Origin of the sequence: Pseudomonas sp. Yb2C2, assembly GCF_052112325.1 — a bacterium.
In the GTDB taxonomy this organism is placed as follows: Bacteria; Pseudomonadota; Gammaproteobacteria; order Pseudomonadales; family Pseudomonadaceae; genus Aquipseudomonas; species Aquipseudomonas marginalis.
Genome location: NZ_JAVAJK010000012.1, coordinates 144,908 through 156,898, shown reverse-complemented (window position 1 = coordinate 156,898; position 11,991 = coordinate 144,908). Strand labels below are relative to the sequence as shown.

Annotated in this window: 13 protein-coding genes; 1 reads left to right on the top strand and 12 read right to left on the bottom strand. The window is 52.6% G+C overall.

From position 1 onward, the window contains the following. Positions 1 to 58: 58 nt before the first annotated feature. Complete coding sequence (locus Q8X51_RS18275) at positions 59 to 856, bottom strand: SDR family NAD(P)-dependent oxidoreductase (protein ID WP_407693996.1); 798 nt, start codon at positions 854 to 856, stop codon at positions 59 to 61. Between the two features lie 67 nt (positions 857 to 923). Then, entirely contained in the window at positions 924 to 1,712 is a 789-nt protein-coding gene (locus Q8X51_RS18270) for a phytanoyl-CoA dioxygenase family protein (RefSeq protein WP_407693997.1), read from the bottom strand. A gap of 468 nt (positions 1,713 to 2,180) precedes the next feature. Here Q8X51_RS18270 and Q8X51_RS18265 point away from each other — a divergent pair, with 468 nt between their 5' ends. Further along, on the top strand, positions 2,181 to 3,212 hold the full coding sequence (locus Q8X51_RS18265) for a TRAP transporter substrate-binding protein (RefSeq protein ID WP_407693998.1): 1,032 nt from the start codon (positions 2,181 to 2,183) through the stop codon (positions 3,210 to 3,212). A 174-nt stretch (positions 3,213 to 3,386) separates the two neighbouring features. Here Q8X51_RS18265 and Q8X51_RS18260 read toward each other — a convergent pair whose 3' ends face one another. The 10 genes from Q8X51_RS18260 to Q8X51_RS18215 all read right to left on the bottom strand — a co-directional run bounded on the left by Q8X51_RS18260 (position 3,387) and on the right by Q8X51_RS18215 (position 11,933). Next, positions 3,387 to 4,871: a purine-cytosine permease family protein gene (locus Q8X51_RS18260; protein WP_407693999.1), complete on the bottom strand. Its 1,485-nt coding sequence runs from the start codon at positions 4,869 to 4,871 to the stop codon at positions 3,387 to 3,389. 126 nt (positions 4,872 to 4,997) lie between these two features. After that, positions 4,998 to 5,792, bottom strand: a complete 795-nt coding sequence (locus tag Q8X51_RS18255) for a CbtA family protein (RefSeq protein ID WP_407694000.1) — start codon at positions 5,790 to 5,792, stop codon at positions 4,998 to 5,000. A gap of 9 nt (positions 5,793 to 5,801) precedes the next feature. After that, on the bottom strand, positions 5,802 to 6,023 hold the full coding sequence (locus tag Q8X51_RS18250) for a CbtB domain-containing protein (protein WP_407694001.1): 222 nt from the start codon (positions 6,021 to 6,023) through the stop codon (positions 5,802 to 5,804). 12 nt (positions 6,024 to 6,035) lie between these two features. After that, positions 6,036 to 6,470, bottom strand: coding sequence for a nitrile hydratase accessory protein (locus Q8X51_RS18245; protein ID WP_407694002.1), 435 nt, complete (start codon positions 6,468 to 6,470; stop codon positions 6,036 to 6,038). A 5-nt stretch (positions 6,471 to 6,475) separates the two neighbouring features. Next, positions 6,476 to 6,820 carry an SH3-like domain-containing protein gene (locus Q8X51_RS18240; protein ID WP_407694003.1) on the bottom strand — a complete coding sequence of 115 codons (345 nt, stop codon included), beginning with the start codon at positions 6,818 to 6,820 and terminating at the stop codon, positions 6,476 to 6,478. Positions 6,821 to 6,824: 4 nt separating this feature from the next. Beyond that, positions 6,825 to 7,127, bottom strand: a complete 303-nt coding sequence (locus Q8X51_RS18235) for a hypothetical protein (RefSeq protein WP_407694004.1) — start codon at positions 7,125 to 7,127, stop codon at positions 6,825 to 6,827. A 14-nt stretch (positions 7,128 to 7,141) separates the two neighbouring features. Continuing rightward, complete coding sequence (gene nthA, locus Q8X51_RS18230; protein WP_407694005.1) at positions 7,142 to 7,768, bottom strand: nitrile hydratase subunit alpha; 627 nt, start codon at positions 7,766 to 7,768, stop codon at positions 7,142 to 7,144. 111 nt (positions 7,769 to 7,879) lie between these two features. Further along, a complete protein-coding gene (locus tag Q8X51_RS18225; protein ID WP_407694006.1) occupies positions 7,880 to 9,259 on the bottom strand; it encodes an amidase in 1,380 nt (459 codons plus the stop codon). A 191-nt stretch (positions 9,260 to 9,450) separates the two neighbouring features. Continuing rightward, entirely contained in the window at positions 9,451 to 10,440 is a 990-nt protein-coding gene (locus tag Q8X51_RS18220) for a helix-turn-helix domain-containing protein (RefSeq protein WP_407694007.1), read from the bottom strand. A 593-nt stretch (positions 10,441 to 11,033) separates the two neighbouring features. Further along, complete coding sequence (locus tag Q8X51_RS18215; protein WP_407694008.1) at positions 11,034 to 11,933, bottom strand: transporter; 900 nt, start codon at positions 11,931 to 11,933, stop codon at positions 11,034 to 11,036. Between the last annotated feature and the right edge of the window lie 58 nt (positions 11,934 to 11,991).

Sequence of the window (11,991 nt, the reverse complement as noted above, 5' to 3'; positions counted from 1 at the left end):
ATGGGAGCAACAGCCGCGCGCTCTGCACGGCATGCTCCCAGTAGTTTCGTTTTGCACTCTACGCGCAGCGTAGAGTCAGACCACCATCGACGACAAGGTTAATACCGGTAACGTATCGGGCCGAATCAGATGCAAGAAAGAGGGCTGCGTTTGCGACATCCCAAGCATCACCCATAAACCCCATCGGGCATTGCGCGTGACGCTTATCGAGCATCGCTTCTGTTTCTCCACCATATGCGGCGGTCAGGGAGCTGCTCACCATTGGCGTATTCATGAACCCCGGAGATACACAGTTTGCTCTGATCCCGTGTGGTGCGTACTGGACGGCGATGTTTTGCGTAAAACCGATCATCGCCGCTTTCGTCGCTGAGTATCCGACATACGGAAAGCCGAGCCAGCGATCTGCAGCGATAGAAGCGATGTTGACGATTGAACCGCTTTTTTTCTTCTCCATTACCGGCAGCGCGTATTTGCAGGTTAGAAATAGACTTGTTTGGTTCACCGCCACCAGTCGATTCCAGCTTTCTTCGCTCGCCTCAACAGGCCCGCCTATTTCGGCGATTCCAACGTTGTTATGGAGGGTGTCCAGACTGCCGAAATAGTCTTGCGCCGCCGCGACCATCTGGCGCATATCAGCTGAGCTAGTAACGTCTCCGGTAAAAACCTCACAGACCCCGCCTTCTCCTCGAATAATGTCGCGAGTGCGTTCTGCTGAGACGGCGTCGCGATCAACAGCGAGTACCCTGGCACCATGTCGAGCGTAGAGCACTGCTGCCGCGCGTCCATTACTCCAACCTTCAGCAATTGCACCTGCGCCGGTGACAATCACAACCTTACCCTGCATCGAATCTTTCATTGGTTCCTACCCTTTTTATTCGAATGAGCGTTTGCCGGCTGTGCGTGGCAGCCGGCTCAGCTGATGTTTAAGCGACAGCGGCGTGGAATTTGTCCAGGCAGTCATCGCTGACAATTTGGATAGGAGTGAAATTTCTATGGGCAATAAAGTCCGGTCGATTGAACTTGGTGATCGCGTTGTCCACCGAGTTGGTTGTGACGTACACGGTATTTCGATCCCAAGGGGACAGGTTTGGTGACGAGGCGTGCACCAAGGTGCTTTGGAAAATGAGAACGGTACCCGCGCGACCTTTCGGCGCAACAATGCCGCCTTGGTCGACCAGCTCGGCGACCTTGGCGTTGTCAAGTGTCCACAATGGATAACTGGTCGTGCTGCGGTCATGGCTCGCTTCAAGGCGTCCCAGCTTATGGGAGCGGGGGATGAACATGAGTGGGCCGTTGAATTCGTTGACCTCGTCCAGGAAAATCGCGACGTTCATTGCGCGAGCTTCCGGCATACCATCGTCTTGATGCCAAGTGCCGAAGTCTTGGTGCCATTGCCAGATGTCACCATTGAAAGCTGCCTTTGCATTGATCTTGAACTGATGCATGTAGACATCAGTACCGAGCAGCTGCTTGGCTGGCTCAACAAGGCGTGGGTGACGTGCTACCTGGGCGAACACATCATCGAAAGTATGGGCAGCGAAGACCGTCCGGACTACCCCAGTCTTCTCTTTAACAACCTCATCTCGATCCATGCGGTACAGCTTCGGAAGGCGCGACTTCATCAAGCCGGCTTCCTGTTCCGTAAACAGGCCAGGCAGCAAAATGTAGCCTTCTTCATCATAAGCTTTGATTTGTTCTTGTGTAAGCTTCATGAGTTTCTCCAGACTTTATTGTATGCAGGCGAGCCTGCTTCATTGTCGACGTGGGTACTCGGTTTTTTAGCACCCTAGTCGGGGCAGGGGTCTTGGCAGCATACGGTTGAGTGATACGTCCAACCCCCCTCTTTGTTGCTCCTTTGTAGATACCCAGAGCTCGGCGATCTGATGTTCCGTTTCTCTGATGCCTTTTCCTGGGTCACTGCTCATTCTCTGGGCCCGTTTAGCCCAATCACAAAGCTGGTCATCGATCTCTTGGAACCGCGTTGCCCGATGGCCTTGACCTATCCCAAGCACGGCACCCTCCGGGAGGCCCGTTCTAGACATGTGCCTGCGGTCTATAGGCCGCGAAGCGACGGACGTGACTCTTTTAGGCTTCCGTCTTCTGTATACAGACTACAAATCGGCATCTATGATTGTCAATGAGCTCTTTGCACCCACAACAAAAAAAGCAGGAGAGTCACTATGAAAAGCCTTACCCGTCGTAATTTCCTCCGAACTACCGCAGTGGCGTCAGCCGCTCTAGCCTCAGGCATTACGGTCGGATACAGCGCGTTTTCCTACGCCGCTGAGTTCAACCTGAAGTTTGGAAACAACCTTCCGCTCACTCACCCCATGAATGTCAGAGCGCGGGAGGCCGCGAAGCGCATAAAGGAGTCCACCGACGGGCGCGTTGCGCTGCAGGTGTTTCCTAGTAGCCAGTTGGGAGGCGACACCGACATGCTTGCCCAGGCGCGTTCGGGTGCGATTGATTTCTACGCAGGGCCACCTGTCATTCTCGGTACATTGATTCCTGCCGCTCAGATCAGCGCGGTTGGTTTTGCCTTCAAAAATTACGATCAGGTATGGGCTGCCATGGACGGTGAGCTTGGCGCACACATCAGGGCTGAAATAGCCAAGAGTGAAGGCCTCTTCGCATTTGAAAAGATCTGGGATAACGGATTTAGGGTGACCACCACCAGCACTCGACCGGTAGCGGCCCCGGTAGATTTGGTCGGTATGAAATTACGGGTGCCACCGAGTCCGATCATCATGTCGATGTTCCGAAGCTTTGATGCTGCCCCGGCGAGTATAAATTTTGCAGAGGTCTACGCCGCGTTGCAGACCCACATAGTCGAGGGCCAGGAAAATCCTCTTACGTTAGTAAACTCCGCCAAGCTCTACGAGGTGCAGAAGTACTGCTCATTGACCAACCATATGTGGGATGGTTTTTGGGTGCTTGGGAACAAGGTCAATTTCTCACGTCTGCCTGTAGAGCTTCAGGATATCGTGTCCAAGCACATCAATGAGGCAGGAGTAAACATGCGCTCTGATCTACAGGCGCTGCAAACCACAGTTAGAGAGGATCTCGGTAATAAAGGTCTGATCATCAGTGATGTTGCGCCTGATTCCTTCCGGCAGAAGCTGAGGGACGCTGGATATTACGCACAGTGGCGCAAGGCATTTGGTGAGCAGGCTTGGGCTTTACTAGAAAAGTCGGCGGGGGCACTTGCCTAAATGGTTTAGGATTGGTGCTGAGGTCGTCATGCTGACTCGGCTGGACAAAGGGAGGACGTTGATTAGTCGTTATGCTACGCATAGTTCTCCGCTCCAATGAGCGCGTGAGTAGGATGAGATCGCCATGCCTTTAGGCATGGCGAGCAGTTCTCGGCGACTCGTGCTATTGCCGTCTCAGGAGGAGATAAAGTGACCGCTTAGGATCGGGCGTGGGCCGGCGTATGACTCGCTGGGCTTCCAGTTTGTGGTTACATCGTCGGGGAATTGCGAGAAGTAAAAGCGGCCCCGAGTTGCCACGCTTGACGCCACGTGAAGGATCGGGCCCACGATCATCGCAATAAACGAGGCGTAGTAGATGGGATAGGCTCCCAACACACCAGCAGCTCCGAGGGCGACAGCCACTACCAAGCTGATGACACCGCAGGGATTCCAAGATCGAAGGTACTCTTTGCGGTACTCCACGAAATCGCTCGGGGCCAGATTTAACACGCGACGGCAGATCAACTGGTCAGCCAAGATAATGAATACCCAGGTGTTCGTCAGGATGCCCGTGATGGTCAGGAACGTATTCATGTATTGGAGGACGTTTACTGAGTACAGAATGACCCCCATCAGCCAGACTAAAATCATCCACCACTGGCGCCCCGGTCGAAAGTTGAGCGCCATATCAGCTGTATTCGAAAGGGCAATTGAGCCCGAGTACAGGTTGATGACATTAATCCGAATCTGAGTCATTACCGCGAATACCACACCTAGTAGGCCCATGACCATTGGGAAAATGTACCCAGGATCCATGGATGCTGCGACACCGTTTGTGGAAATGTGGGGGAGCAGAGTGTGCGCCAACATCGCGCCGGCTAACAGAATTGGAAGTACCGGTATCAACATACCCATCATGATCGCGGTGGTGCCTTTGTGAGTAATACCAGGCTTTGCAAACCGCCCATAATCGGTGGCGATTAGTCCTTGGAAAACGATCTGCCCATTTGCCATGCTCATGACAACCCATATCTTAGTTTCGTCCACCGTGCCATTCGGTAGCCAACCCAGCGGGCCTACGATGTCGTAGTTGTGAGTCAGTTGGTAAAGGCAGAAGGCAAACAGGCCAATGAAGAGTGGCACACCCCAAGTTTGAAGGAACTGGAGAGATGACATGCCGCGCCACACAAAGAAGATGGCCAATAGACCCAGTACCGCGAAGATTCCTATCCCACCTGGGGAGTCGACCGCGATCCCTAGATGGTTGGCAATCGCGTGGGAAACGATTGTCCCTTCGAAGATAAAGTAAAAGACGAAGTTCACTCCATAGATCAAAGATGTGAACGCTGACCCCATATAGCCGAATCCTAGCCCGCGAGTCAGCAGATTGAGAGAAAGGCCTTCGCTACTCGCAAGCTTCATTACAATCGCGCCGATGATGGTTGCGAAAACGAAAAAATATGCCAGTGGCCACAGCATCATGGGCCAGCCTACCTGATAGCTTAAATCAGCACCAAGTATGAACCAGAACATTGCCGTCGAATTTCCCAAGAGCACTAAGATGATTGCAGGAATTGGCCAGCGGTAGTGTGATGGGACACGACCCACTGCGTAGTCCTCCATAGCTTCCGTCTTACTTATATCTTGTGGCCCTTGAAACCACTCTTTAAGTTTGCTCATTTAAGTTCCTGCACTTGGGTGTGTTTGTTAAACTTCGTGCGTGCACAACCCAGCAGCGACAAGTGCTGTGTTTGGCGTTCGTTGAGTTTCGAGCGGTTTGAGCAGCCCGGATTATTCCGGCGAGCCTTAACCGTTTACAGGAATGTGGCGCTTGCGCGAGCTTGAAAGCGCATGGTGCGCATACCAGCCGTAGATTAAACCGATGACGACCCAAAGAACGGTTTGCGTAGCGACTGAGGCCATTCGGAAATTCGAGAGAATCTCACCTGAGAAATCGCTCGGTACTTCATTGATTGATGGCAGCACACCGAACATGATAGTGGTCATTATCGCATAGACACCGATGGCTAATAATGGGGCGGAGCCACTCACATTCCTCTTCAGCTTTTGGTAGCACACCACGCTAGCTCCTTGAAGAAGCAAAGAGCCTGCTATAAGTAGGAAATAGAAAGCTGTTCGCTCACCAATTGTCCCTGATAGCCCTACGCCAGGAGGAGTCGCCGGATACTTCAGCGTCGGAAGGATCACAAAAGCCAGCAACGCCCCTATGCTTATATAAAACGAGAGCATCCGGGCTGACGTGCTGCCCACACGTCCATGCAGGAAGCAAAACACCAAAGCGAAGAGTCCCCCAACCGCACCACCGAAGACTGTCGTCGCAACAAGGGCGCCGACACCTGCCTGGGTTTCTCTGCTAACGACCTCTCCATGGACATGAGCACCATCTGCCGCCTGGTGGCGTTGCCCGTCAGAGGTGTGCTCCTCACGCGCCATCACGGGCGTCTCGTTTGCCTCCTTCTGTTGTTCGAACGCGATTGCTCGTTCCATTTGCGGCTCGACGAAAACGTGTAAAACGCCGAAGGAAACTACGCCGGCAAGGATCCCTGTTAGGATGCCATTCAACAGCAGTCTGCTGATCATGTTAGAACCTCAATGGCAGGGAAAGCCGAGCGCGTGACGCCCGTCATGGACGAACTCATGAATGTTATTTCCGGCGAGGAGCGACGTCGCACCTTGTTCGGCGCCTACAAAATAGATGGCCAACATCGCCAGTAACACTGCCAGGGCCGCCCAGGGCATGAGGTGAGCCAGTGGAAATGCCTGAGCAGGATTATGAGATTGGGAGCGATTCAGCAGGGCTGCGTCATTCATCTTGGTTATCCGTCAATGATGGGCGGTGGTTGGGCTTACAGCGATGGGGATGCCGGGCGCCGAATGGTGATGGTGATGTGCTTTAACTGGCGGGCAGTCTGCGTTTTGCAGCACAACAGGCATCCCATGCGGCGTGTTTAGATAGGCAAGACGCCATGCCTGGGTAGTCTCTTCGACGCGTTCTCCGGTGACGAGCCCTAGGGTTTGAAGCATTGCTTCAAAGGCGACAGCCCATTGGCGGTAGTAAGCATCGTTGATGCTCTCGTCATGACGCCTTGGGCTACGTTTGATCTCGTTGCTGAAAAACTCCACCCATTGCGACCAAGGGAAAAGCCCGGCCTTATAAAGGTTCACGGTCAGCGAAAACATGCCCGCCTGCCAGGGATGGTCGAAGGCGTGGTCGTCTGTGTTGATCTCAAGTACATGGGATTCAGCTAATGGCATCATTGCATCTACTCCAAATAATCTTCCCAAAGATCCAGGTACACCTTGTCGTTGGGGTTTGCCTGCTGGCCCCACAAATCGGCTGCCGAGAAGCAAACTGTATAGAGGTGCTGCGGTTTAACCGGAAGCCCATGCGCATTTACGTCGGGGAACCCGAATACGCCATGGTCGGTAATGATCACTGCTGGTTTGCCACGGCAGTAGCGAGGTGTCCTAGTATGGGTGGACGGGTTGATCTCTTTGGCCGTGACACGTTCGCCAGCGGAAAACTTTGGAGCGATATCAACATTCACACGCGGCGAACCACCCGTTGCGACGAGCCCTGCAATCATGTCTTTGGTGATGGCTTGCATGGTTCTATCCCCGAAGTGATTCGATTTTCGCGCTCAACTCATCCGGAGAAATAATTCCCTTCTCCGCCAGCATTATCGACAGCGAGTGAAACCACTTTTCGTAGTAAGTGGTTGTTAGGTAGTCGGTAGGCTTCATCCGCTCAATCGCAAATCGGAATTCATCCACGTTATAGACACCAGCACCGAATACAGCGATGAACATGCCGAACATCCGGCGTTCCCAAGGCGCATGGAAAAGAGGCTCATTTTCTTCGACGACGATTGGCCCGATCCCGTGCATACCACCACAGTCATGAATACCGTTCATTTAGGCTCTCCTGCTTAGAGGGTGGGAGCGGCTGCTACGCCGACACCAATCATCGAATCCCGCGTTACGAGCTCGATTAGTTGCTCCTCAGTCCAGTCATCAGTCCCCGCTGGGCGTTGAGGCAAGACCAGGTAGCGCAGATCAGCATTGCTGTCCCAGACTCGGACTTCTTTTTGAGCGCTTACTTCGAGACCGAACTCTTTCAGAACAGCTCGTGGTTCAAGAACGATGCGCGACCGGTAGGCGGCCGATTTGTACCAGGTCGGTGGAAGTCCCAGGGTAGGCCATGGGTAGCAGGAGCATAGAGTGCAGACAGTAACGTTGTGTACCGAATCTGTGTTTTCGACTACGGTCATGTCTTCGCCCTGAACACCCGAAAAGCCCAACTCCGCAATCGCCGCCGTGGAGTTCTCCAGGAGTCGTTTCTTGTATTCCGGATCGATCCAGGCTCGAGCAACGACCTTGGCTCCATTTTTCGGCCCGATACGAAACTCGTAGGTTTGGATCAGCTCGTCAATGGCATCTGTATTGACGATGCCTTTCTCTACAAGCAATGTTTCGAGTGCTTTAACGCGCAGCTCCATCTCTGAAGGTGGTGCGGTGTGATCATTGTCGTGATCGTGACTGTGGTCATGTGACATGGATTCTTCCTCATCTCATCATCTGTTTAGGCGGCAACTCAGCTCAATTTGGGCAAGTGTCGTGTCAACAACGGGCACCCGTGGCGAACCGTACTTCGGCGGCGCAGTGAGTCAGCCTTCGGGGTGACGGGTGTGCCAGTCAGTTAGGCGTTGAAACTCCGCAACCACTTGGCACAACAGGGCTTCCGAGAAATGCGGCCCACACAGCTGCATGACAATCGGTAGCCCGTTACGGTCGAAGCCGACCGGAAATGTCATTGTCGGGCCACCGGTCATATCGGCAGGGATGGTGTATTGGAGGTAGGGAGCAAAGTCGGCCCCTGCCAAGCTCAGCCATTCATCTGATGTAGGCACAGCACCGCCTAGCACTGGTACGAGGAACAACTGAACATCCTGGAAAAGAGCGTTGACTTGCTCGTTGAAACCAATGCGGCGAATGCTTGCTGCGGCGAAGTCAATGCCGCTCACCTTTTGGCCAATATCAAGAAACGCCGACAGAACCGGGCCGTATTTGTGGTGCTGTGCAGGATATGTAGCTTTATGGCTAAGCGCTGTCTCAGCTGCAGCTATGGTGCTCCAGTCATTGATGGCTTGATCGCAATTCGGGTAGTCAATGACAGCCAATGTGGCTCCGAGGCTCTCAAAGACTTTCGCCGTATCCATCCACGCATCTACGATTTCTGCTGACGACCCGGATTTTACGTAGTTGGCAGGAAGGCCAATTTTTATACCCCTGATGTTCTTCGTGCAGTCAGCCGTGTAATCCGGGACAGGACAGTGAGATGCTGTCGGATCATTACGGTCGGCGCCGGCAATAGCGTTTAGCATGATCCCGACGTCAATAGCGTTCCTTGCCATCGGCCCAACATGATCAAAGGAATCCGCCATAGGAAAGACGCCATAGCGGCTCACGCGGCCCCAAGTTGGCTTGATGGATGTCAGGCCATTCGCGGCCGATGGCAATCTGATAGAACCGCCGGTGTCGCTTCCAATAGTAGCGAACGCGAGCCCTTTGGCTGTTGCTACACCAGATCCTGACGATGAAACGCCAGACCAGCGCTCAGCGTTCCAAGGATTCACCGGCCTTGTAACCGACGGATGGTGATCGGTAAATGCTTGCTCAGTTGTCTTAAGTTTGCCTAAGACGATAGCACCTGAGTCCTCAAGCCGATCAACAACTGTGGCGTTAAAGTTTGGCGTGAAATCTTGGTTCAATAAAGTTCCACCGGTGGTAGGTGCGAACTTGGTGTAAAGGAGATCTTTTATGCCGATAGGAATCCCATGTAGAGGGCCTCTCCACTGGCCTCGCACGATTTCTTGTTCGGCTGTTCTGGCCTGCGTGAGTGCATGTGTTGCGGTCACGCAGACATAGCTTTTAGCCTGGCCATCCTGTTTTTCAATCCTGTCCAGCATATATTGAGTTAGCTCAACTGGAGAGAGTTGCTTATTTCGGATGTCGTCCGAAATATCAGATATGGTCTTATAATGCATATGCGCTCCACTTTTCTAGCTATTAGTTCGCCAATACTTAATCTTTCGTTGCATGTGCGCGATTTTACCGGCGAAGGGGGTTGTCGGCTTGGCCGTAGCGGACAGAAAAATTGACCACGGCCGCCATGGAGGCGAAGGAAGGGGAGGTTAGGTCAGAGTAAAATAGGCGTGGAGGAGGGGGCGACGCCGGACTACGCCAAGCGTGAATTGAGAAGCTGCTTGGGAGTAGTATTAAACTCTTTCTTGAAGGATCGGCTAAAGTGGGAAAAGTCGTTGAAGCCGCAGCGCAATGCAATTTGGCTTACTTGTTTTATGTTACCTTCTGTGATCAGCTCGCGAGCCAATATTAGCCTATTCTGCCAAATATATTTAGTTGCAGTAGTGCCCTCGGCTGCAAATACTCTGCAAATCGTCCTTGGTGACGCGCCCAGAGAGTATGCTAGTTGACTTACGTCAAAGTTCGGATCTTCCAAGCTGCTACTTATAATGTTTTTTGCTTTTTCTAACAAGTTGCTATGCGCGCTGGAAAGCTCGGAGTTGATCAGGCTGCACTCTAACGACGATGCCAGCATGTCAACGAAGCTTTTGCTGAGACTGGTTAGGTTGTGAGGGTTAAAGCCATGGTCAAGCTGCATGAAACTTTTGACCATCGTGAGCAACATGCATCCAAGTGGATCCTTATGGCTAATAGCCCGAGCAATAAGGCTTTCGGGGTTTTTGATGCGGGCTTCTAAAAGCCGTCTTGGAACCTGTGCAAGATATACATCGGTTTCGCCAAGGAACTCGAATGAAAACTCACGTGCAGAATCGTAAATCATTAGGTCGCCAGGGCCGAGGAATACCTCTCTGCCCAGTTGGGATAGCTTACCACCGGCGCCGCCATCTACAGCCATTACGAAAAAATCGTCATTCGGAATGTTGCGTAACGATGACAAATCTCGCACGTTTCGCATCGCGCTGGTTTTAAGGTGGGACACGTTCAACAGTCCGACCGAGAGAATTTCCATACGGCCATAAAAAGCTGTTCTGGGCGATGTCATGGTGTTTTGTGTAGGGCTAAAATGTGCTGTAACGGCTTCTGACCAGTAGTCAAAAGCGCGCTCGTAGCCCACCGAGGCCGTATCGAAGATAAACGGTACGCGATCAACCGTTACCGACTCCTTTTTCAAGCACCCGATCATGTTCACCTCCCAGCACACCGCATTATGAATCTTGTGGCGACCAACTCTCGCGCCTACTCGTAATCCGCAATAGCTTAAAAAAGCAATTTTCGCGCCATCAGGGTGCGCTGGCGATTTTGGCTATGACTGGTGGCAAGAATGTCCTCATGCCGTCCCTCATTGGTGCGCTCTAGGACGCGTTGCTCTGTACGGGAGCCGCCTTAGAAGGCTGGCTTTTCTCACGGCTTGGTTTCTATCCGCCCCGTCAGAACCTCCTAGGCGCTGACATTCTCACGGGGCCTAAGACCACAGTCCTGAAAGGCGGGGTGGGGTCGTTCGTAATGCAACCGTGTGGCGATGGGAGACATTCAGCTTTAACGAGTCGCTGGGCGCTTTCGCTTGAGGAAGGTGGCTTGTCGGCTCTCCTGTTTCGCGCAGCGAATGTGACGCCTACTGCTCAACCGATTTCTGGTGATCGAGTGCATCGTTGGAGAGGTGGTAGCGCTGGAGGGCAAGCGGGGTGTGTGCCCGCAGAGGTGCGGGGCTTGGTGTACGAAGCCACCTAAGCAATTGCGCTTGCTTGGGTGGCTCTAACTGTTCATCGCCAAAAGGCTTTAAAAAACCTTCAGGACTCGGAGGGTGAAGTGGAAATCTTCCTTGAAGCCTCCCTCCATCTCCAAGTCTCGCTGTACGAGCCCCTGTAGCTGGAAGGTCGGGGTAATAAATCTAGAAGCTTGCAGCCGGGCTTGGGACACTTTGGTCGCTACGCCATTGTCGACGCCGTCAATGGTCTGTTCGCCTGCCCAAGTTTTTGAATAGCCAGCACCAAACGTCCACCGCTTGTCAGTGGGAGGCGTGTAAGAAAGCCAAAGCTGAGCTTGGTAACTGTTGTCCTGCTCCAGCTTAGTGCGATTGCCAGCGCTGGCGTCATTATTGGAGCCATACCACATAGTCTCAACAGATCCCTGGAGAAGAAAGTCGTCAGCTATTTTCTGGGTTCCGCCCATTTGTAAGTCGAATTTCCATCGATTTTCGCCAACATTGAGGGCTTTATCGCTATTGTAGGAGCCTATAGGGACGAAAAGGTACGGAACCACTACAAACTTGGTGTCTTCTCCATTTAGAAGCCATAATGGCGCCGCGAGAATGGTATCTCCCATCCCTGAAGAGTCACCCAAAGATGCGCCGCCGATTTTGCCGTCATAGAGGTGTGCTAAAGGGACGAGAACTTGTGGTGCGAATGTATAGCCGCCCAAGTCCATGTAATGAACGTATCGTAAGATCTCCGTAACGGAGTTTAGCTTAGTATCTCTATCGATCTTAGTTTCGCCATTGGCAGTGTAGGTACTTCGTTTTGCGAAGGTTGTGTATGACAGTATAGCGTCTGTTCCTGGAGGGGCTGGGACGAAGTCTGTCATATCCAAATCAAGGCCCGCATAAGAGCTACTTGCCCAAGTGAGAGCTACAACGCTCCCCAATCTGCCGACTGAAGATATATAATCTTTAGACTTCATTATTTTTTCCTTTAGTGTCTTGGCAGTACGACATTTTTAGATATGTGAAGCGTTTTAT